Here is a 20,450-nt window from a genome sequence, read left to right as displayed (position 1 = left end):
CTCCGTTTGCCGCAGCCCCCGGGAAGGAGTTGACTCGTCTCATGCGCGTCACCAAGTTCGAACATGCCACCCTCCGTCTGGACCAGAACGACGACACCCTGCTGATCGATCCGGGATCCTTCACCGCCCCGCTGCATGACCTCAGCGGACTGGTCGCCATCGTGCTCACGCACGAGCACCCCGACCACTGGACGCCGGAGCACCTCGACCGGATCCTGCGCGCGGCTCCCGGGACCCCGATCTTCGGGCCGGAGGGCGTGGCGAAGGCGGCGGAGGGCTATGAGATCACCGTCGTCTCCCCCGGCGACACCGTGGAGGTCGGCGCCTTCACCCTGCGCTTCTTCGGAGGCACGCACGCGGTGATCCACTCGTCGATCCCGACGATCGACAACGTGGGCGTGCTCGTCAACGACACGTTCTACTACCCCGGTGACTCGTATGCGGTGCCCGAAGGCGTCGAGGTCGGCACCCTCGCCGCGCCGCTCGGAGCCCCGTGGCTCAAGATCGGGGAGGCCATCGACTACGTGCTCGCCGTGAAGCCCCGCCGGGCGTTCGGCACGCACGACATGACCCTGTCCGTGATCGGCAAGAACATGCACCGCCAGCGACTGCAGTGGGCGACCGAGCAGGGCGGCGGCGAGTTCCTCGTGCTCGAACCCGGCGACGCCGTGGATCTGTGACCGCACCGCGACGCCTCCTGCCCTCCCCGACGCCGCGGCTCGCCTTCCGGGAGATGACCGCCGACGACCTCGACGAGATGGCGGCGCTCCTCGGGGATCCGGAGGTCATGGCCTACTACCCGGCGCCGAAGTCGCGAACGGAAGCCGCCGCGTGGATCGCGCGCATGCAGCAGCGCTACCGCGAGGACGGCCACGGTCTCTGGGTCATCGAGACGCACGACGGGGAGTTCCTCGGCGACTGCGGTCTCACCTGGCAGTCGGTGAACGACTCCCCCGTGCTCGAAGTCGGGTATCACGTCCGCACCGACCGCCAACGACGCGGCTATGCGACCGAAGCTGCGCGCGCCTGCGTCGACCTCGTCGCGCAGACCTTCGCACCGACCCTCCTCACCGCCATCATCCACCCCGAGAACCAGGCGTCACGAGGCGTGGCGGAGAAGCTCGGCATGACCCACATCGCCGATGACCATGCCCATCCGTGGATCGTGCGGACCGTGATGGGCATGACCGTGGAGGCCGCGACCTAGTCCTGAGCGCCCCGCACCCGCAGGTCACGCGCGAGGTGGTCGCGCTGCTCGATGAGGAGTCGTCGCAGCGCCGCCGGGGCCTCGGGGCTGGCCGACAGCCAGGCATCGACCAGGTCCAGCGAGGACCGCGCGGGGAACAGACCGATCACCAGTCGACGAGCGATCTCGATGCTCCGCTCCGACCACGCCGTCCCGATCCGCTCGAAGTACTCCTCGTCGAAGGACTCGATGAGGTCGCGGCGGCCGCCGGCGCGGAAGCCCGCGATCTCGGCATCGAGGTGGTCGTTGGTGAGAGACCGGTCATCCCATGCGGCCGTCCAGGCGGCCGCGCGCACCGTCGCGTCGGGCACGGAGGCACGAGCGCGGCGGGCGGCGGTGCGTCCGTCGCCGGTGTCGTCCCGCTCCTCCTCCGCGGCGATGTCCGTGAGATCGGCGCGGCCGGTCGTCACGAGGGCCGTGAGGAGCTGCCAGCGCAGGTCGGGATCCACGACGAGCCCCTCGGGCACATCGCCGTCGAGCAGGGCACGGACCTCGGCGTGATGGATGTCGTCGAAGGCCGAGGCCGCCGCCAGCGCGCGCGCCCAGGAGAGCTGGGCGTCGCTGCCGGCGTCCGCCTGCTGCAGCGCCGACCACGTGGCTTCGGTCCAAGCGCGCTGCTCCGCGTCGCGTCGGTCGTCGCGGACGAAATGCCGCAGCGCGAAAGCGGCGTCGAGGAGCGCTGCGGCCAGCAGACCGCCGTTCGACTCCCGCGGCGCGTGCGCCCGCACGATCGCGACGAAGCGGGCCGCGTCGAGCTCGCCGTCGCGGGTCGCGTTCCACAGCGACGACCACACGAGCGCACGGGCGAGCGGGTCCTCGATGTCGGAGAGGGACTCCTCGACGGTGCGCAACGACCGCTCGTCGAGGCGCGCCTTCGCATAGGTGAGGTCGTCGTCGTTGAGCAGCACGAGATCGGCCTCGGGGAGGTCGATGTCCACGCGCTCCCCGATCAGGTCCAGCTCCCGCTGCTCCCGCCGCACGATGCGGCCGTCCACGCGGTCGTACAGCCCGATCCGCAGGCGGTGCGGACGCACATCGTCCTGCACGAGGTGGTGTCCTCCGTCGTCGTCGGTCTCCGTCCAGATCGTCGAGACGCCCGTCGTCTGCAGCCAGGCGGCTGCCCAGTCGGTCATGTCCCGCCCGGACACCGCGCTGAGCTCGACGAGGAAGTCGTCGAGAGTGGTGTTGCCGAAGGCGTTGGCGGCGAAGTACCGGCGAGCCCCCTCGAAGAAGGCGTCATCGCCCACGAACGCGACGAGCTGCTTCAGCACCGAAGCGCCCTTGGCGTAGGTGATGCCGTCGAAGTTCAGCTTCGCGGCCTCGAGGTCGGGGATGTCGGCGACGATGGGATGCGTCGTGGGGAGCTGGTCCTGCTGGTAGGCCCAGGCCTTGCGCCGCATGGCGAACGTCACCCAGGCGTCGTGGAACCGGGTGGCCACCGCCGAGGCGTGCGAGCCCATGTAGTCGGCGAACGACTCCTTGAGCCAGAGGTCGTCCCACCACGTCATCGTGACGAGGTCGCCGAACCACATGTGCGCCATCTCGTGGAGGATCGTGTTGGCCCGGCTCGCCCGCTGCGCCTCGGTGGCGGCGCCGCGCGAGAGGTAGCCCTCCGTGAAAGTGACCAGACCGGGATTCTCCATCGCACCGAGGTTGTACTCGGGGACGAAGATCTGGTCGTACTTGCCCCACGGATAGGGATAGGCGAAGGCGTCGGTGAAGAAGTCGAGCCCCTGCCGGGTGACCTCGAGGATCTCGTCGGCCTCGAGGTGGTCGACGAGCGAGCGGCGGACGAACACCCCGAGGGCGACCTGCTGCTCGTCTCTGGTCCACTCGCCGTCGACGCGGGCATAGGGGCCGGCCGCGATCGCCGTGATGTAGCTCGAGATCGGCAGGGTGGGGGCGAACTGCACCCGCTGCACGCCGACGCCGAGGTCGACGTGAGCCGGCGACTGGTTCGAGAGCACCTCCCACCCGGACGGCGCGTCGACGACGAAGGTGTACTCCGCCTTCATGTCCGGCTGCTCGAAGCAGGCCATCACCCGGCGGGAGTCCGCGGGCTCGTACTGGGTGTACAGGTAGGTGCGGTCGTCTGCCGGGTCGTGGAACCGGTGCAGCCCCTCCCCCGACCGGCTGTAGGCACCGACCGCCTCGACCAGGACGACGTTCGAGGCCCCGAGGCCGTCGATCGTCAGGCGCGCGCCGTCGTAGACGACGTCCCGCTCCTCGCCGTTCACTTCAACGCGGAGGACCTCTTCGCCGATGAAGTCCAGCCACGTGCTCTGGACGGTCGCATCGAACTCCAGCACGGTCGTGGTCGGGAAACCCGTGCGCGCCCGCTCGGGGGCTCCGGTCAGGTCCAGCTCGACGCGGATGCGGTGCAGGGTGATCGCAGCGGATCGCGCCGCGGTCTCCTCACGGGTCAGGTTCGCGGTGTGCATCCCCCCATCCTGGCATCTTCCCGGGGGCGATCGGGGAGCGTCGGCGCGTTCAGCCGCGCCGCCCTGTTCCTCGCCGGTTGACCTTGCGCGACGTCTCCGGTCCGCCCAGCAGTCGCCGGATCGCCGTCTCCGGGGTCACGTCGAGATCGAGCGTCCGGCCCCGACCGTACTGCCGGAACACGCGGGGATCGATGTAGCTGTTGCGGGCGACCGCGGTCGTGTTGCCGAGGGCGGTCGCCGCCGCCTGCACCGCGAGGCGTTCGGCCTGGTTCCGCTGACCGCGGCGGTCGAGGGCTCCGATGCGGGCGAGGGCGTCCGCGGCGATGATCGTGCCGTGGAGGGTGCGGAAGTCCTTGGCCGAGAAGCTGGCCCCGAGCACGTCCTTGAGGTACGTGTTGACCTCGGCGGGCGTGATCTTCACCCGGCGCCGGCCTTTCCGGTACGCCAGGAGGAAGGCGGTCGAGGCACCGCTCGCGAAGTCGGTGAGGGCTTCGGCGAGGGATTCGTCGGTGATCTCGATCGCGGCGGTCTGTCCGCTCTTCGCCGGGAAGGAGAGGGCGACGTCGCCGCCGTCGATGCGGACGTCGCGGCGGCGGAGCGTGGTCAGGCCCCGGCTGCCGTGGCGCGCCAGGTAGCGCTCGGAACCGATCCGCAGCGCGGCGTCGTCGAGGAGGCGGAAGGCGATCGCGAGGGCTCGCTCCTTCGTCTGCCCGTCCTCCTTCAGAGCCTTGGTGACCTGCGCCCGGGCGCTGGGCAGGGCCGCGGCGAGGTCCAGCGCACGGACGAACTTGCGACGGTCGCGGGAGACCCGCCAGAGCGGGTGGTAGAGGTACTGCTTGCGCCCGGCGGTGTCGATCCCCACGGCCTGGATGTGCGCGAGCGGGTCGGCCGCGATCCACACGTCCTGCCACGCCGGCGGGATCACCAGGTCGCTGATGCGTTCGCGATCCGCCTCGGGCGCCGGCTCCCCCGTCGGATCGACGTACCGGAATCCCGAGCTCGTCCGCTTCCGTGTGAAACCCGGGTCCTGGCCGGGTACCACTCGCACCAGTCGCGCCATGCGTCTCTCCTCCCGCCGTGCAGCTCCTCCGAGTGTGGAGTGACCGCAGTCTCGGCGGGAAGGGAGTGGCGTCTCACCCTGCCCGCGTGCTATCTGCGTCGGCGTCCTTCGCGAAGACCGCCCGCATGTGGTCGCTGGTGAGGAAGTCCGCGATCCCGATCATGATCAGGCTGAAGACGATCTGCTCGGTGACCATCCAGACCGGGTAGAGGCCGGGGATCGCCGCCATGACGAGCGTGATGACCGGGAAGATCTGTGCGAACAGTCGCAGCCGGAGGTAGGCCCAGCGCCATCCGCGACGCGCGCGCCACGCGAAGTAGAACAGCGTCGCCGTCATCGCCAGCACCACGAGGGTGCGCATCCACACGGCGAAGGGCACGCTGTCGCCGTCGGCGGCGAGCACCAGGGCGACCACCACGGCGCCCACCCCGAGCACCAGTTCGGCGACGAGCAGCCAGAGGATCCACGTGAAGGCACGGACGGTCCGCGGATGGGTGCGACCGGCGTCGCTGATCAGCACGCCGGCCTGCCGCCCACCCGCGATCCGGTCGAGACGGAGGAAGAGCGGTTCGAGGGCCATGCTCGGAGCCTAGACCGGCGGCGTCCGTTCGACCTCGTCCGTTCGATGGACCTCGGCGCTGCTGCCGTTGGCCGCTGCCGGGAGCACCCGCTCCAGCACCGCCGCCAGCACGCCGACGGCGATGCTGCCCGCGACCATGACCGCGATGAACCAGCCGCTGACGCCGACGCCGAGGAGCACCCCCGCAACGAGCGGGCCGAGGATGGCGCCGCCCTGGAAGGCCGCCGAGTTGAGGGCGTTGTAGCGCCCGCGGGTGCGGTCCGTCGCGAGATCGTTGTAGATGGCCGGGATCGTCGGCTGCATCATGGTCTCGCCGAACGCGAACACGCCCATGAACGCGATCACCGCGATCGCGGCCGTGACCGAGTCGGGAAGCAGGCCCGCGGCGCCGAGCATGACCCAGGAGACGGCCCAGATGAGGGCCATGACCTGCATGACCCTGGTGCGTCGGCGCCCGGTGATGAGCCGGAGGACGGCGAACTGCAGCAGCACGATGACGGCCGTGTTCACCGCGAACGAGATGCCGACGACGGCGGTCGAGACCTGGGCGATCTGACGGGCGTAGGCGGGGAAGCCCGCCTCGATCTGTCCGTAGCCGATGAAGACGGAGAAGAAGGTCAGCAGCGTCATCCAGAGCACCGCAGGGCGCCGCAGGATCTCCCGGTAACCGCCCTCGGTGGTCACGGCCGGGTCCGGGTCCGCCTGGGTGCGCACGTGCCGGAGCGGGCCGAGGAGCAGAGCGAGCGGGATGAGGCTCGTGGCCGCGTCGATGAGGAAGATCGTTGTGAACGTCGACGGCTCCGTCACGTCGACGAAGAAGCCGCCGATGATCCCGCCCACGCCGATGCCGAGGTTGACGAGGGCGAAGTTCACGCCGAAGTACTGCTGACGGACCTCGCCGTCGACCACCGAGGCGATGAGGGCGTTGAAGCCGGGCCAGGAGACCCCGAAGTTGATCCCGATGAGCACGACCGCGACCGTCGCGACGGCGGGATGCGTGGCGTAGGCGAGGAGCGTGCACCCCGCGATCATCGCGAGCAGTCCCACGATCAGCACACGGCGGGCGCCGAAGCGGTCGATGAGCGTACCGCCGGGGCCCGTGACGACGAGCCCCGTGATCGCGATGAGGCTCATGAGCGCCCCGGAGAACCCGAGGTCGAAGCCGCGGACCTCGTGGAGGTAGATGATCGTGAACGGCAGCGTCATCCCCCGCCCGAGGGTCTGGATCGCCACGGTCGACAGCAGCCAGCGCCCCTCGGTGGGCAACGCGTTCCAGAAGGACTTCATACCGATCACCTCGTCATTGTTCCAGGAGCCGGGGACATCGGATGACCGCCGGGGTCTCGAGGAGGAAGCCGATATTCTGCGAGCATGCCCGTGTCGTTCGAAGACTTCCGCTCCGCCCTCCCCCATGCACCGGCCCGTGACGCGTGGGGCCTCGTGCTCACCGACGCCGAGGCGCAGCAGGTCGCCGCGGACGAGCAGGCGAGCCGGGCCTGGTACGACTACTTCCTCGCGACCACGGCCACGGCGGCGCCCGCCCCCGCGGCGGCGGCACCGCTCGGGGGACACGAGCTCCCCGTCGCCGCCGCGCCGGGATTCGCCGCGGCACCCCCGCCGGCACCGGTCGCCGCCCCGTGGACCCCCGCGCCCGCGGAGAGCCCGGACCGGAAGAGCCGGGTGGGACTCTGGGTGACGCTCGGCATCGTGGGCGCGCTGCTGCTGATCGCCGCGATCGTCACGGTGTTCGCGTTCACGACCGCACGCCACTGGACCAAGGTCGACGTGCCGGAGAAGCCCGAGACCTTCCACAGCGAGGAGTACGAGACCGGCAAGTACCTCGTCGCCGACGACGGCGTGAGCCCGTGCGCGGTGGACCAGGACTGGACGGACTGCATCGGCCTCATGGAGGCCGAGTACGCGGGCGCCTGCGCCGGGGTCGAGCTCGTCCCCGCCGCCGCGGACCTGTGCGCCCAGCACCGTGCCGAGATCGACCGGATGATCGCGGAGGACGCGGACGGGATGTACGTAGCCTCCCTCGGTGACTTCGGGCACCTCACCCGGACGCCGGAGACGGCGATGCGCCAGGTCTCGAACGACGATGCCGAGCCGGCCGTCACGCATGAGGCCGTGTGCTATCTCGGGTTCCTCGGGGAGTGCGAGTAGCCGGTCAGCCATCCGCGGGTCTCGCCGGGGAGGCTGACCGAGCGTATCGTCGGGCACAGACGTGATCGGGTCGGGGACGAGGTGTCGACATGTGTCGGTGGCTGGCGTACGTGGGAGAACCGCTGCACCCGTCGGAGGTGATCCTCGACGCGCGACATTCGCTCGTGGCGCAGTCCCTGGACTCGCCACTCGGCGCGGAGACCGTGAACGGGGACGGGTTCGGCCTCGGCTGGTATCCGGTGTCGAACCGTGAGGACTCGGGGCAGCCGCCGGGGCCCGCGCTGTTCCGGAGCATGGAGCCCGCCTGGAACGATCTGAACCTGCGCGAGATCTCCCGTATGATCCGCAGCCCGCTGTTCTTCAGCCATGTGAGAGCCGCCGGGCCGCCGGTCCAGCAGACCAACTGCCACCCGTTCCGGCACGCGAACTGGCTCTTCATGCACAACGGCGGCCTGACGGACTTCCTGACAGTGAAACGCGACCTCACTCTCGCCGTCGATCCCTCCCTCTACCCGGAGATCCAGGGCACCACCGACTCCGAGGTGCTGTTCCACCTCGCCCTGACACTCGGCCTGCAGGACGATCCGATCGCGGGGATGCGGGCGGCCATCCGGGAGGCCGAGCGAGTGGGCCACGAGCATGGCATCCGCTTCCCGGTGCAGGGCACCTTCGCGGTCTCCGACGGCGCCACCGTGTGGGCGATCCGCTATTCGACCGCCGGACGCTCCCGCTCCCTCTTCCACTCCACCGACATCGAGACTCTTCGTCGGATGTACCCCGATGCGGAACGTCTTCGCGTCTTCGGTCGCCGGGCGCACGTGATCGTCTCCGAGCCGCTGAACGATCTGCCCGGTGCGTTCGAAGAGGTCCCCGAATCCACGGTCTCGATCCTCGACGAGGCGGGCTACCGGTACGAGCCCTTCCTCGAAGCCGCGTGAAGAACTGGGGCCACCGTGCCGGAAACGAAAAACCCCCGCCGAAGCGGGGGTTTTCGAAGTGCTGGGGTACCTGGACTCGAACCAAGAACAACTGAACCAGAATCAGCCGTGTTGCCAATTACACCATACCCCAAGGGCGAAACCGGAGCCTCGCACCGAGAGTCAAGCTTACCCGAGCGGCGACCGATCACCAAAACCACCGGTGCCGTGTCGCCGCTCGGGCGCGTCGCGGATCAGTTCGCGAGGAACGCCGAGAGCGCGCGCAAGCGGCGCAGCGACTCGTCCTTGCCCAGCAGCTCCATCGACTCGAACAGGGGCGGGGAGACGCGGCGGCCGGTGATGGCCACACGCGGCGGCCCGTAGGCGACGCGCGGCTTGAGCTCGAGGTTCTCCACGAGCGCCGTCGACAGCACCTCCTGGATCTTCTCCGGGGTGAAGTCGGTGACCGGCTCCAGCGCGGTGACGCAGGCGTCCAGCACCTCGGCGGCGTTGGCCGGCAGCCCCTTGAGCGCATCCGCGTCGTACGACACCTCGTCGCGGAACAGGAAGCCGAGCATGCCCGGCACCTCGCCCAGCAGCTGCACGCGCTCCTGCACCAGCGGAGCCGCGCGGAAGGCGAGGACGAGCTGCTCGTGGGTCGGCTCGTCGAACAGGCCGGCCGCGGCGAGGTAGGGCACCGTGCGCTCGGCGAAGTCCTTCACGTCGAGCATGCGGATGTGGTCGCCGTTGATCGACTCGGCCTTCTTCTGGTCGAAGCGGGCCGGGTTGGGGTTCACGTTCTCGATGTCGAACGCGGCGATGAACTCGTCGAGCGAGAAGACGTCGCGGTCCGGGCCGATCGACCAGCCCAGCAGCGCGAGGTAGTTCAGGAGGCCCTCGTGGATGAAGCCGCGCTCCCGGTGCAGGAACAGATCGGCCTGCGGGTCGCGCTTGGAGAGCTTCTTGTTGCCGGTCTCCCCCAGCACGAGCGGCATGTGGGCGAACCGTGGCACGAACGTCGTCACACCCGCGTCGATGAGAGCGGCGTAGAGCGAGAGCTGCCGCGCGGTGGACGGCATGAGGTCTTCGCCGCGGAGCACATGGGTGATGCCCATCAGCGCGTCGTCGACGGGGTTCACGAACGTGTACAGCGGCACACCGTTGGGGCGCACGACGACGAAGTCCGGGAAGGAGCCCGCGGGGAACGTGACCTCGCCGCGGATCAGGTCGACGTACGTGAGGTCTTCGTCCGGCACCCGCAGGCGGAGGGCGGGCTGCCGGCCCTCGGCGCGGAAGGCGGCCTTCTGCTCATCGGTGAGGTCACGGTCGAAGTTGTCGTAGCCGAGCTGCTTCGCGCGGCCGTTGGCCTCGTTGCGGGCGTCGATCTCCTCGGCCGTCGAGTAGCTCTCGTAGAGCGCGCCCGTCGCGAGCAGCTTGTCGATGACCTCGCGGTAGATGTCGTGCCGCTCGGACTGGCGGTACGGGGCGTGCGGGCCGCCGACCTCGACGCCCTCATCCCAGTCGATCTTCAGCCACGTGAGCGCGTCCACGAGCTGGCGGAAGCTCTCCTCGCTGTCGCGTGCGGCGTCGGTGTCCTCGATGCGGAACACCATCTTCCCGCCGTTGTGACGGGCATACGCCCAGTTGTACAGAGCCGTGCGGACCATGCCGACGTGCGGCAGCCCCGTCGGAGAGGGGCAGAAGCGGACGCGGACGTCGGCGCCGCTGGCGGTCGTGGTGAGGGGATGCGGAGTAGCCATAGCCCTTCGATTCTACGGGTGCGGGCCGGTCAGCCCCGGCGCGAGACCGCCACGGCCGCGCGGTGCTCCAGCGGGAGCACCGCACCCACCCGATGCGCGGCGACCGTCTCCTCGAACCCTGCACGGAACCGGGATCGCTCGGCAGAGGAGAGCCCCGCGTACTGCGCCCCGGCGCCGGCCACACCGCCCTCGACCGAGACCCACAGGGCGTCCGGGTCGGCGTGCCAGGTCCAGGTGTGCTCGGTGACCGACACCTCCGGGAGCCCGGCGTCGACGAGCATGGCCGCGAAGCCGTCCGCGGTGCGATCGAAGTCCTCCTCCGCCGGAAGCCTCTCCCCCGCAGAGGGCCGCAGCCCCGCGCGTTCGACGACCTCGGCCCAGAACCACGACGGCGAGCGGGTCCAGGTCGTCGCGGCGACCGGTCCGCGTGCAACCCGCCCCAGCTCCCGGGCGGCGGTCCGCGGGGAGGAGACGTGGTTCAGCACGAAGTTCGCCACGACGGCGTCGACGGCGCGGTCGGCGAACGGCAGCGTCGGCAGGCCGCCGTCGATGATGCGCAGCGTCGGGTGCCGCCGGCGGGCGACGGCGCGCATGGTCGGCTCGGGCTCGCAGGCCGTGACGTCCCACCCCAGGCCGGCGAAGCGGACCGCGAGGCCACCCTCCCCCGCCCCGACGTCGAGGAGGCTGCGACCCTCCGCCGGTCCGAGGGCGGCGGCGAGGACGTCGAAGGTCCCCGCGCACAGGGCCGCGTACGAGGCGGCATAGGCCTCCCCGACGCCACCCCAGGCCTTCACCGCGCGCTGCTCCGGGCGAGCGGCGACAGCGCGACGATCGCGAGGACGAGCACGGAGGCCGCGATGCCGAGCCCGGCGTACTGGAAGTTCGACAGCACGACGCCGGCGAGGACGGACCCGGCGGCGGCCGACAGGCTCATCAGCGAGTCGCTGCGTCCCTGCCGCCGCGTGCGGACGTCGGGGGCCGAGGCCTCGGTGAGCAGGGCGGCGCCGGCGACCGTGGCGGCGCTCCACCCGAGGCCGAGGAGGATGAGCGCCACCATGACACCCCACGCCTCGGTGCCCGCGAAGACGGCGAAGGCGAGGGCGCCGCCGAGCAGAGCCTGCCCGAGCAGCACCACGCGCAGCCGCCCCCAGCGGTCGGCCAGCACGCCGAACACCGGCGAGAGCGCGTACATGCCGCCGACGTGCAGCGCGATGGTGATCCCGACGAGCGCTGAGACGTCGGCCGGGGTCGCGGCCGCACCGTGGGCGCCGTGCGCCATGTGGGACAGATGCACGGGGGTCATCGCCATGACCGACGCCATCACCACGTGCGACCCCGCGATCGCGAAGACCGCGTAGCGGGCCACGCGCGGGCGGTCCGCCACGGCGGCGCTCGTCGCGGCGGCCGCCGCCTGCGCGAGTCGCTGCGCGGCGAGAAGCGGATCGGGTCGGAGCGCGACGAGATAGAGCGCCAGAGCCGCGCACTGCGCCACGAACGAGAAGACGTACGAGCCGGTCTGCGGCGGCATGCCGATCGCCTGGCCGACGATCTCCCCCGGACCGAGCAGCAGCGGCCCCGCCACGCCGCCGATCGTCGTGGACCACACGACGATCGAGAGGTCGCGCCCACGATGCTGCGGGGCCGCGAGGTCCGTGGCCGCGAACCGGGACTGCAGGTTGCCCGCGTTCCCCGCACCGATCAGCAGGATGCCGACGAGCAGGAGCGGGAAGACGCGCACGGATGCTGCGAGGATCACCACGGCGATGCCGATGAGGGCGAAGAGGTTGCCGAGGGTGAGCGCGCGACGCCGTCCGAGCCGCGCGGCCATCCGGGCGAGCGGGATCGCGCAGACCGCGGCCCCGAGGGTCACCGACGCCGTCGCGAGTCCGGAGAGCGCGTCGCTGCCGGAGATGTCCGCGGCGAGCAGCGCACCGAGCGACACGGTGGCTCCGAAGGCGATGCCGCCGAGCACCTGCCCCAGCGAGAGCACGAGCACGGTGCGGCGCTGCACCGCCTGCTGCTGCGTCGCCGTGAGGGCGACCTCGGTCATGACGCGGGAGCGGCGTCGCGCGCGGTGTTGCGGAGGATGCCGAGTCCGGAGATCTCGACCTCCACCGTGTCGCCCGCCTCGAACGTGCCCACGCCGGCGGGAGTGCCCGTCATGATGACGTCGCCCGGAAGGAGCGTGAACACCGCGGAGGCGTACTCGATGATCGCGGCGACCGAGTGGATCATGTCGGTGAGCGGGGCGTGCTGGCGGACCTCGCCGTTCACCCGCGTCTCGATCGTGGCCTGTGCGGGGTCGAAGTCCGTCTCGATCACGGGGCCGAGCGGGCAGAACGTGTCGAAGCCCTTCGCCCGCGACCACTGCCCGTCCTTGCGCTGCAGGTCGCGCGCCGTGACGTCGTTGCCGATGGTGTAGCCGAGCACGTGGTCGAGGGCGTTCTCCGCCTTCACGTTCTTGGCGATCCGCCCGATCACGACCACGAGCTCGCCCTCGTACTCCGTCCGCTCGGAGAGGGCGACGGGACGCACGATCGCGTCGTCGGGGCCGATCACGGCGGTGTTCGGCTTGAGGAACAGCAGCGGCTCCTCGGGGGCCACTCCCCCCATCTCGGCGGCGTGGTCGTGATAGTTCTTCCCGACGCACACGACCTTGGAGCGCGGGATCACGGGCGCGAGCAGCGTGACCTCGGTCAGCGGGATGCGGGCGCCGGTGGTCTCGTACCCGGAGAACATCGGGTCCCCGGCCAGGACCACGAGCTCGCGGTCGTCGATGATCCCGTACATGATGGCGTCGTCGTGGCTGAACCGGGCGATCTTCATCCCTCCACCCTAGATCCCCTGCTCCCCCGTCGAGACCCCGCTTTCTCGTCGAGACCCCGCCTTGCGTGCGCAGGTGAGGCGGGGTCTCGACGCGACCCCGGGGGCTCAACCGACCTCAGCCGGGCGGATGGATGCCGAACGCGGCGAGCCGGCGCCCGAGGTCCTCGGGGGTGCGGATGTGCCGCGAGCCCCACCGCACCACCCGCCACCCCGTGACCCCGCGGATCTCGTCCTCGCGGTGCTTCTCCGCCATCACCGCATCGGTCGTCGTGGGCGTCGTCCGCAGCTCCGCATCCCGGTACTTGTCCTCCCCGTCGAACTCCCCGAAGGCCCGCGACCGCGGGAAGCCGAAGTCGGCGAAGTACCGCGCGCCGTCAGAGCCGACGACGGGGATCTGCAGACCGATGTCCCGGAAGCCGAGTCGGTGGAGCTGGAGGCGACTCACGCTCTCGCCCGGAAGCTGCGCCCGTCCGTCCGCGAAGGCTCCGATCCACCGCGCGCGCCGCACGCCCCGGAGCCCCGCCGTACACAGCCGGTCGACCTCGGCCCGCCAAGCGTCGACCTCATCGTGGTCGACCTCGTGTCCGTCGATCGAGACCATCCGAAGCGCCGCGTCCCCGGCCGCGACGACGGCCTCGGGGCGCAGCAGCCTCGCGAGGTCGAACACGGTACGGATCAACGACGTGCACCGGAGCCCGTACCGCCGGACGATGTCGCCCTCGTCGAGCGCCATCTGGTGTCGGACGACCCCGGCCTCGGTCCGGCTGTGCCGACGGCTGCGGATTGCGGTGTGCACGTCGTCCCGGATCGGCCCCACGAGCGGCAGCCCCCAGAGCGCCGCCGCGGAGAGGTGCGAGAACACCGGACCTCCGCCGGCGCTGGCCCGTCGTACGGCGCACACCCGCACGAGCTGTCGCCCCTCCGGCCACAGCGCGTCCCAGACCTCCGCGTCGACATACGCCCCCCGGTGCACCCGTCGCAGCCTGCCGTGCGCGACCGCCTCTCCCAGTTCCCGTTCCGTGACCCCCGTGTCGAGGACCTCCTCCCGCGATCGCACGAGATCCCAGGCTTCGGAGAACGAGAGGCGCCGCGACATCCCCTCACTCTCCCCCGCCTGCTCCCTCACCTCTCGTTCTCCACACCCCCCGCCCCTCTTCCCCCCACTGCCCCCGCATTGTGCAGGAACCGTCCCCGCGCGCGAGACCCCGGGTACACGCCGAGACCCCGCCTTCCACGCGGCGACACGGCGGGGTGTCGGCGGGGAGACGGGGTCTCGGGGAATCGGATCAGGCGTCGAGGCGGAGCAGCCAGCCGTGCTTGTCCTCGCGGCGCCCGTACTGGATGTCGGTGAGCTCTTCGCGGAGCGACAGCGCGAGCTCACCCAGCGGCTGCGGCTCGTCGAAGCCCTCGCCCACGAGCGCGCCGATCGGGGTCACGACCGCGGCCGTGCCACAGGCGAACACCTCGACGATGTCACCGGAGGCCACGCCCTCACGCCACTCGTCGATCGAGATCGGACGCTTCTCGACCGTGTAGCCGCGGTCCTCGGCGAGCTGCAGCAGCGAGTCGCGCGTGATGCCCTCGAGGATGCTGTCCGACTCCGGCGTCACGACACGACCGTCTTTGAACACGAACACGACGTTCATGCCGCCGAGCTCCTCGACATCGCGGTTCTCGTTGAGGAACACGACCTGGTCACAGCCCTTCGCACTGGCCTCGGCCTGCGGCAGAAGGCTGGACGCGTAGTTGCCGCCCGTCTTCGCCTTGCCGGTGCCACCGCGTCCCGCGCGGGCGTAGTCCTCGGAGAGCCAGATACGCACGGGCTTCACGCCTCCGGTGAAGTAGGCGCCCGCGGGGCTCGCGATCACGTAGTAGGCGACCTTCTGCGCCGCGCGCACACCGAGGAAGGCCTCCTTGGCGAACATGAACGGCCGCAGGTACAGGCTCTGGTCGGCGCCGGAGGGCACCCAGCGGCCGTCGACGGCGATGAGCTCTCGCAGCGACTGGATGAAGTACTCCGTCGGCAGCTCCGGCAGCGCCAGGCGGCGGGCGCTCGCCTGAAGGCGCGCGGCGTTGCGGTCGGGACGGAAGGTGTGGATCGAACCGTCCGCGTGCCGGTAGGCCTTGATGCCCTCGAAGATCTCCTGCGCGTAGTGCAGCACGGACGCCGCGGGGTCGAGCGGGATCGGGCCGTAGGGCTGCACGCGCGGACGGTGCCAGCCGCCCTTGGCCGACCAGCAGATGTCGACCATGTGGTCGGTGAAGACGACCCCGAAACCGGGGTTCTCCAGCACTTCGGCGACGCGTGCCGGCGAGGCCGCGTTCAGGTTCTTCGTCACGGCGAACTCCAGGGGAGCCACGCTCGTCTCGGCGTCGATCGTCGTCATGTCGTCATCCAATCCTCGTGGGGTGGGCGCATCCTCGCGCCCTGTCAGCCTACGCCCGCCGCTCAGAGACGGGCAGTGATCGCGGAGCCGATCTCCGCGGTGGTGCGGGCACCGCTGCGGGCGGCGATGTCCGCCTCGACCGCGGCACTCACACGCGCCGACTCGGCCGTCAGGCCGAGGTGGTCGAGCAGCAGCGCGATGGAGAGGATCGCGGCGGTCGGGTCGGCCTTCTGCTGGCCCGCGATGTCCGGAGCCGAGCCGTGCACGGGCTCGAACATCGACGGGAAGGCGCCATCGGGGTTGATGTTCCCCGAGGCGGCGAGGCCGATGCCGCCCGTGACGGCGCCGGCGAGGTCGGTGAGGATGTCACCGAAGAGATTGTCCGTCACGATCACGTCGAAGCGCGAGGGATCGGTGACGAGGAAGATGGTGGCGGCGTCGACGTGCAGGTAGTCGACGGCGACGTCAGGGTGCTCGGCGGCGACCTCGTTCACGATGCGCTGCCAGATGGCACCGGCGTGCACGAGCACGTTGGTCTTGTGCACGAGGGTGAGCTTCTGACGGCGGCGCTCGGCAAGCGCGAAGGCGTAACGGACGACCCGCTCGACGCCGAACGCCGTGTTCACGGACGTCTCGTTCGCGACCTCCTGCGGTGTCCCCTTCCGGATCGCTCCGCCGTTGCCGACGTAAGGCCCTTCCGTCCCTTCACGGACCACGACGAAGTCGACCTCGCCCGGGTCCGACAGCGGACCGGGCGCTCCGGCGAAGAGCTTCGAGGGACGCAGGTTCACGTAGTGGTCGAGGGTGAACCGGAGCTTCAGCAGGAGTCCGCGCTCGATGTTCGCGTCCTTCAGGCGCGGGTCGCCCGGCGTGCCGCCGACCGCGCCGAGGAGGATCGCGTCGTGTGCGGAGATCGCGGCGAGGTCGTCGTCGGTGAGCGTGTCGCCGGTCTCGAGGTACCGGCCGGCACCGAGCGAGAAGCGGGTCTTGTCGAACGTCACGGCGCTGTCGGCGGTGACGGCGTCGAGCACCTTCTCCGCCTCGGCGATGACCTCGGGACCGATGCCGTCACCCGGGATGACGGCCAGCTTCACGACACGCGACATGAGACTCCTTGCGCACTGCACGGGGGTGGACCGGCCGCGGCGCGACCGCGGGTCGAACGGGCCGGTCCCCCCAGCGTAGTGGTCAGTGCGTGGGTGCCTTGCGCAGTGTGACGGCCGCGATGACCGCCGCGACGACGACGAGGCCCGCACCGATGAGCGACGTGACCGTGACTCCCGAGCCGAACGCGTCGGCCGCCGCCTGCCACAGGGCGTCGCCGAGCGCGGCCGGGAGCTCGTGGGCGGCGGTGTACGCGCCGGCCAGCGTCTCCTGCGCCGCGCGGGCCACCTCGGCCGGAAGCCCCTCGGGCAGCACCAGCGCGCCGCGGTAGAACGCGGTGATGATGCCGCCGAGGATCGCGGTCCCCAGCACGGCGCCGAGCTCGTACGCCGTCTCGGACACCGCGCTCGCGGCACCGGCCTTCGCCGCGGGGGCGCTGGAGAGGATGAGTTCGTTCGAGATGGTCTCGGCCGCACCGATGCCGATGCCGAGGACGACGAAGGCGAGGATGAGCGGTGCCACGCCGTGCGCGTGCGTCGTGAAGGCGACGATGAGGTACCCCGCGACGGAGAACACCAGCGCCGCCGGGATGAGCACGTGCGGCGGAACCCGCCGCGAGATCGGTACCACCGTGAGTCCGGCGACGATCATGGCGGCCATCCCCGGCACGAGCGCGAGGCCCGCGACCATCGGCGAGAGTCCCAGCACGAGCTGCAGGTGCTGCGACACGAAGTAGAGGAACCCGACGAGGGCCACGACGCTGAGCAGGTTCACCAGGATCGCCCCCGAGAACGACCCGCGGCGGAACAGCGCCATGTCGAGCATCGGGGTGTCGGCGCGGAGCTGACGGCGCACGAACAGCGCCCCCATCACGAGGCCGAGCAGCGCCCATCCCCCGGCGTAGAGCGACGGACCGTCGACCGCGAAGGACTTGATGGCGTAGACGACCGGGATCATCGCGGCCATCGAGAGGGCGATGCTGAGCGGGTCGATGCGGCCCGGGTTCGGGTCACGGCTCTCCGGCACGAGCAGCGGCGCGGCGATGAGCAGCGGGATGAGGACGGGGACGGCGATGAGGAACACCGAACCCCACGCGAAGTGCTCGAGGAGGAAGCCGCCGACGATGGGGCCGAGCGCGGATCCGGCGGAGAACGCGGACGCCCAGACCGCGATGGCCATGCGGCGCTGGTCGCGGTTCTGGAAGATCGATCGCAGCAGCGACAGGGTCGACGGCATCAGCATGGCGCCGAAGAAGCCGAGCAGGGCGCGGGCGGCGATGAGCAGGCCCGCGGTCGGCGCGAAGGCGGCCAGCGCGGAGACCACGGCGAAACCGGTGGCGCCGATGAGGAGCAGACGACGACGCCCGAAGCGGTCGCCGAGTGTCCCCATGGTCACCAGGAGTCCGGCGAGCACGAGCGGATAGACGTCGATGATCCACAGCTGTTCGGCCCCGCTCGGCGCGAGCGAGATCGAGATCTCGGGCAGCGCGAAGCTCAGCACCGTGTTGTCCACTGACACCAGCAGCACCGGGAGCATGAGGACGACGAGCGCCGCCCACCCCCGAGCCCCGACGCGGGGAGCTTCCGTCTCTGTCGTCGGGATCGACGCAGTACGGGTCATGGAACACCTTTCCTTCCTGCGGACCGCTCGTTACTAAACCGTCCGGCTGGTATAGTAACAGATGCCGCCCTCCCGATCCCGCTCAGAGGATGAACGATGCCCCGCCCACCCCTCGCCCGCGAGAAGGTCCTCGACGCCTTCGAGGCGATCCTCATCGACGACGGCGAACGCGCCGCGACGCTCGAGGCGACGGCCAAGGCCGCCGGCGTGTCGAAGGGCGGCCTGCTCTACCACTTCCGCTCCAAGGACGACCTCGAGGCCGGGCTCCTGGAGCGCCTCGACCACCTGACCACCCTCGATCTGGAGCGCATGCGCACCGCCGACGAAGGTCCCGTCGCGTACTACGTGCGGACCTCGGTGATGGAGGACGACGCCCTCGATCGGGCGCTGATCGCCACGACCCGGCTGGCCCAGGGCGGCTCGTCCGCCGCGTCCGACATGCTCCGGGATACCCGGCGTCGCTGGGCGGAGACGATCCGCCCGCACGTCCGCGACACCGCCAGCCTCGACCTCGTGATGCTCGTGAGCGACGGCCTCTACTTCAACAACTCTCTCGACGTGCACGGGCCGGAGCGCCTGGTCCCGCGCAGCGACGAGCTCGCCGATCTCATCGCCCTCGTGCTGCGGGCCACCGCCTGACGCCGGATAGGGCTGCAGATACGGAGAAGGGCGGGAGCATCGCGCTCCCGCCCTTCTCCCCCGCTCTGCGGTGTCAGACCTCGGTGATCTCGATCTGACGGAAGAGGTCGGCGTCGATGGCGCCCCGCACGTCGTCCAGCAGCTCCTCGGACACGGGCGAGTCGAGCGTCAGCACGCTGAGCGCCTGGTCGCCGGCCGCGAGCCGCGAGATCTGCATGCCGGCGATGTTGATCCCGGCCTCGCCGAACTTCTGCCCGTAGACGGCCACGATGCCGGGGCGGTCGGTGTAGAGCATGACGACGTGGTGCTTCTCGATCGGCAGCTCCAGGGCGTGGTCGTTGATGCCGACGAGCTTCTCGGCCTGCTTCGGTCCGGTCAGCGTGCCCGACACCGAGAGCTGCGATCCGTCGGACAGCGCCCCCGTGAGGGTGATGACGTTCCGGTACTCCTCGCTCACGTCGTCCTTGAGCAGGCGCACCGCGATGCCGCGCTGCTCCGCCAGGAGGGGCGCGTTCACGTACGACACGGTCTCGCTCACGATGTTCGTGAAGACACCCTTGAGGGCAGCCAGCTTGAGCACGCTCACGTCGTAGTCGTTGAGCTCGCCGTGCACCTCGACGTCGAGGCTCGTGAGCGGCGACGTGGCCAGCGCGGCGAAGATCTGGCCGAGCTTCTCCACGAGCGAGATGCCGGGACGCACGTACGGGTCGATGACGCCGCCCGCGACGTTGACCGCATCCGGGACGAGGTCGCCGCCGAGCGCGAGCCGCACCGAGCGCGCGACCGAGACGCCGGCCTTCTCCTGCGCCTCTTCCGTGCTCGCACCGAGGTGCGGGGTCACGACGACGTTCGGGAGGTCGAGCAGCGCGCGGGCGCTACCGCCCTCGGCCGGGGGCTCGGAGGTGAAGACGTCCAGGCCGGCCCCGGCGATCTCGCCGGCGACGAGCGCCTCGTGCAGCGCCTCCTCGTCGATGAGTCCACCGCGGGCGACGTTGACGACGAACGCGGTCGGCTTCATGGCGGCGAACTGCTCCGCGCCGATCATGCCCGTCGTCTCCGGGGTCTTGGGCATGTGGATCGTGAGGAAGTCGGCTTCGGCGACGAGCTCGTCGAGCGAGAGGAGCTGCACGCCGAGCTGCTGGGCGCGCGCCGAGGTGACGTAGGGGTCGTACGCGACGACGCGCATGTCGAAGGCGGCGAGGCGAGCAGCGACGAGAGCGCCGATCCGGCCCAGTCCGACGATGCCGACGGTCTTCTCGAAGAGCTCGGCACCGGTGAAGGAGCTGCGCTTCCACTGCCCGGCGGACAGCGAGGCGTGCGCGGCCGGGATGCGGCGGGCCAGGCTGAGGATGTGGCCGACCGTCAGCTCGGCGGCCGAGACGATGTTCGACGTCGGGGCGTTGACGACCATGACGCCGGCCGCGGTCGCGGCCTTGATGTCGACGTTGTCGAGGCCGACACCGGCCCGCGCGACGACCTTGAGCTTCGGCGCGTGCGACAGCGCCTCCTCGTCGATGCGGGTCGCGGAGCGGATGAGCACCGCGTCCGACTCCGCGAGGGCGGCGAACAGCGCCTCGCGATCGGTGCCGTCGACGTGGCGGACGTCGAAGTCGGGGCCGAGCGCCTCGATCGTGGCGGGAGAGAGTACTTCGGCGATGAGCACGACAGGCTTCGGCACAGTGGATCCTTCGGGGCAGCGCGACA

Annotated in this window: 18 protein-coding genes and 1 tRNA gene; 5 read left to right on the top strand and 14 right to left on the bottom strand. The window is 70.6% G+C overall.

Annotation, left to right across the window (positions count from 1 at the left end):
• Positions 1-41 precede the first annotated feature (41 nt).
• Positions 42-680 carry an MBL fold metallo-hydrolase gene (locus C6C15_RS07710; protein WP_105949745.1) on the top strand — a complete coding sequence of 213 codons (639 nt, stop codon included), beginning with the start codon at positions 42-44 and terminating at the stop codon, positions 678-680.
• Positions 677-1,207: a GNAT family N-acetyltransferase gene (locus C6C15_RS07705; protein ID WP_267893833.1), complete on the top strand. Its 531-nt coding sequence runs from the start codon at positions 677-679 to the stop codon at positions 1,205-1,207. Before C6C15_RS07710 ends, C6C15_RS07705 begins: the two co-directional genes overlap by 4 nt.
• Here C6C15_RS07705 and pepN read toward each other — a convergent pair.
• From pepN to C6C15_RS07685, 4 genes are all read right to left on the bottom strand, one after another.
• A complete protein-coding gene (gene pepN, locus C6C15_RS07700) occupies positions 1,204-3,687 on the bottom strand; it encodes an aminopeptidase N (RefSeq protein WP_105949744.1) in 2,484 nt (827 codons plus the stop codon). The genes C6C15_RS07705 and pepN overlap by 4 nt on opposite strands.
• Positions 3,688-3,736: 49 nt before the next feature.
• Positions 3,737-4,747, bottom strand: coding sequence for a DNA topoisomerase IB (locus C6C15_RS07695; RefSeq protein WP_062634787.1), 1,011 nt, complete (start codon positions 4,745-4,747; stop codon positions 3,737-3,739).
• A gap of 73 nt (positions 4,748-4,820) precedes the next feature.
• Positions 4,821-5,327, bottom strand: a complete 507-nt coding sequence (locus C6C15_RS07690) for a hypothetical protein (protein WP_060923369.1) — start codon at positions 5,325-5,327, stop codon at positions 4,821-4,823.
• A 9-nt stretch (positions 5,328-5,336) separates the two neighbouring features.
• The gene (locus C6C15_RS07685) at positions 5,337-6,740 is read right to left on the bottom strand and encodes an MFS transporter (protein ID WP_324970202.1); all 1,404 of its coding nucleotides are present in this window, start codon (positions 6,738-6,740) and stop codon (positions 5,337-5,339) included.
• Between C6C15_RS07685 and C6C15_RS07680 the strand changes: the two genes are divergently transcribed.
• Both C6C15_RS07680 and C6C15_RS07675 read left to right on the top strand, forming a co-directional pair.
• The gene (locus C6C15_RS07680; protein WP_105949742.1) at positions 6,699-7,493 is read left to right on the top strand and encodes a hypothetical protein; all 795 of its coding nucleotides are present in this window, start codon (positions 6,699-6,701) and stop codon (positions 7,491-7,493) included. The two genes, C6C15_RS07685 and C6C15_RS07680, sit on opposite strands and share 42 nt — an antisense overlap.
• Positions 7,494-7,582: 89 nt before the next feature.
• Positions 7,583-8,431: a class II glutamine amidotransferase gene (locus C6C15_RS07675; protein ID WP_105949741.1), complete on the top strand. Its 849-nt coding sequence runs from the start codon at positions 7,583-7,585 to the stop codon at positions 8,429-8,431.
• Positions 8,432-8,492: 61 nt separating this feature from the next.
• Here C6C15_RS07675 and C6C15_RS07670 read toward each other — a convergent pair.
• From C6C15_RS07670 to C6C15_RS07630, 9 genes are all read right to left on the bottom strand, one after another.
• Positions 8,493-8,564: transfer RNA gene (locus C6C15_RS07670), tRNA-Gln, on the bottom strand.
• A gap of 100 nt (positions 8,565-8,664) precedes the next feature.
• Positions 8,665-10,170 (bottom strand): glutamate--tRNA ligase, encoded by a 1,506-nt coding sequence (gene gltX / locus C6C15_RS07665; RefSeq protein WP_060923184.1) that lies wholly within the window; start codon positions 10,168-10,170, stop codon positions 8,665-8,667.
• A gap of 29 nt (positions 10,171-10,199) precedes the next feature.
• Positions 10,200-10,964 (bottom strand): class I SAM-dependent methyltransferase, encoded by a 765-nt coding sequence (locus C6C15_RS07660; RefSeq protein ID WP_105949740.1) that lies wholly within the window; start codon positions 10,962-10,964, stop codon positions 10,200-10,202.
• Positions 10,961-12,220, bottom strand: coding sequence for an MFS transporter (locus C6C15_RS07655; protein WP_105949739.1), 1,260 nt, complete (start codon positions 12,218-12,220; stop codon positions 10,961-10,963). The genes C6C15_RS07660 and C6C15_RS07655 overlap by 4 nt, the downstream gene beginning before the upstream one ends.
• Positions 12,217-12,996, bottom strand: coding sequence for a fumarylacetoacetate hydrolase family protein (locus C6C15_RS07650; RefSeq protein WP_105949738.1), 780 nt, complete (start codon positions 12,994-12,996; stop codon positions 12,217-12,219). Before C6C15_RS07650 ends, C6C15_RS07655 begins: the two co-directional genes overlap by 4 nt.
• Positions 12,997-13,111: 115 nt before the next feature.
• Positions 13,112-14,092: a hypothetical protein gene (locus tag C6C15_RS07645; protein ID WP_060922667.1), complete on the bottom strand. Its 981-nt coding sequence runs from the start codon at positions 14,090-14,092 to the stop codon at positions 13,112-13,114.
• A 190-nt stretch (positions 14,093-14,282) separates the two neighbouring features.
• Entirely contained in the window at positions 14,283-15,383 is a 1,101-nt protein-coding gene (locus tag C6C15_RS07640; RefSeq protein ID WP_062634807.1) for a branched-chain amino acid aminotransferase, read from the bottom strand.
• Between the two features lie 62 nt (positions 15,384-15,445).
• Complete coding sequence (locus tag C6C15_RS07635) at positions 15,446-16,489, bottom strand: 3-isopropylmalate dehydrogenase (RefSeq protein ID WP_105949737.1); 1,044 nt, start codon at positions 16,487-16,489, stop codon at positions 15,446-15,448.
• A gap of 82 nt (positions 16,490-16,571) precedes the next feature.
• The gene (locus tag C6C15_RS07630; protein ID WP_105949736.1) at positions 16,572-18,107 is read right to left on the bottom strand and encodes an MFS transporter; all 1,536 of its coding nucleotides are present in this window, start codon (positions 18,105-18,107) and stop codon (positions 16,572-16,574) included.
• 96 nt (positions 18,108-18,203) lie between these two features.
• On the opposite strand from C6C15_RS07630, the gene C6C15_RS07625 reads away from it, so the two are divergent.
• Positions 18,204-18,746 carry a TetR/AcrR family transcriptional regulator gene (locus tag C6C15_RS07625; protein WP_060922663.1) on the top strand — a complete coding sequence of 181 codons (543 nt, stop codon included), beginning with the start codon at positions 18,204-18,206 and terminating at the stop codon, positions 18,744-18,746.
• A 73-nt stretch (positions 18,747-18,819) separates the two neighbouring features.
• Here C6C15_RS07625 and serA read toward each other — a convergent pair whose 3' ends face one another.
• A complete protein-coding gene (gene serA / locus C6C15_RS07620) occupies positions 18,820-20,424 on the bottom strand; it encodes a phosphoglycerate dehydrogenase (RefSeq protein WP_105949735.1) in 1,605 nt (534 codons plus the stop codon).
• Positions 20,425-20,450: the final 26 nt, after the last annotated feature.

It is taken from the genome of Microbacterium sp. str. 'China', from assembly GCF_002993305.1.
GTDB classification, from domain to species: domain Bacteria; phylum Actinomycetota; class Actinomycetes; order Actinomycetales; family Microbacteriaceae; genus Microbacterium; species Microbacterium paraoxydans.
This window is presented reverse-complemented; position numbering and strand designations above follow the sequence as displayed.

What these genes read in the sequence shown, in the direction of transcription:
- C6C15_RS07710 (WP_105949745.1), top strand. Translation starts at nt 42, where the DNA reads ATGCGCGTCACCAAGTTCGAACATGCCACCCTCCGTCTGGACCAGAAC.
- pepN (WP_105949744.1), bottom strand. Translation starts at nt 3,687, where the DNA reads ATGCACACCGCGAACCTGACCCGTGAGGAGACCGCGGCGCGATCCGCT.
- C6C15_RS07695 (WP_062634787.1), bottom strand. Translation starts at nt 4,747, where the DNA reads ATGGCGCGACTGGTGCGAGTGGTACCCGGCCAGGACCCGGGTTTCACA.
- C6C15_RS07690 (WP_060923369.1), bottom strand. Translation starts at nt 5,327, where the DNA reads ATGGCCCTCGAACCGCTCTTCCTCCGTCTCGACCGGATCGCGGGTGGG.
- C6C15_RS07680 (WP_105949742.1), top strand. Translation starts at nt 6,699, where the DNA reads ATGCCCGTGTCGTTCGAAGACTTCCGCTCCGCCCTCCCCCATGCACCG.
- C6C15_RS07685 (WP_324970202.1), bottom strand. Translation starts at nt 6,740, where the DNA reads ATGGGGGAGGGCGGAGCGGAAGTCTTCGAACGACACGGGCATGCTCGC.
- C6C15_RS07675 (WP_105949741.1), top strand. Translation starts at nt 7,583, where the DNA reads ATGTGTCGGTGGCTGGCGTACGTGGGAGAACCGCTGCACCCGTCGGAG.
- gltX (WP_060923184.1), bottom strand. Translation starts at nt 10,170, where the DNA reads ATGGCTACTCCGCATCCCCTCACCACGACCGCCAGCGGCGCCGACGTC.
- C6C15_RS07655 (WP_105949739.1), bottom strand. Translation starts at nt 12,220, where the DNA reads ATGACCGAGGTCGCCCTCACGGCGACGCAGCAGCAGGCGGTGCAGCGC.
- C6C15_RS07650 (WP_105949738.1), bottom strand. Translation starts at nt 12,996, where the DNA reads ATGAAGATCGCCCGGTTCAGCCACGACGACGCCATCATGTACGGGATC.
- C6C15_RS07645 (WP_060922667.1), bottom strand. Translation starts at nt 14,092, where the DNA reads ATGTCGCGGCGCCTCTCGTTCTCCGAAGCCTGGGATCTCGTGCGATCG.
- C6C15_RS07640 (WP_062634807.1), bottom strand. Translation starts at nt 15,383, where the DNA reads ATGACGACGATCGACGCCGAGACGAGCGTGGCTCCCCTGGAGTTCGCC.
- C6C15_RS07635 (WP_105949737.1), bottom strand. Translation starts at nt 16,489, where the DNA reads ATGTCGCGTGTCGTGAAGCTGGCCGTCATCCCGGGTGACGGCATCGGT.
- C6C15_RS07630 (WP_105949736.1), bottom strand. Translation starts at nt 18,107, where the DNA reads ATGACCCGTACTGCGTCGATCCCGACGACAGAGACGGAAGCTCCCCGC.
- C6C15_RS07625 (WP_060922663.1), top strand. Translation starts at nt 18,204, where the DNA reads ATGCCCCGCCCACCCCTCGCCCGCGAGAAGGTCCTCGACGCCTTCGAG.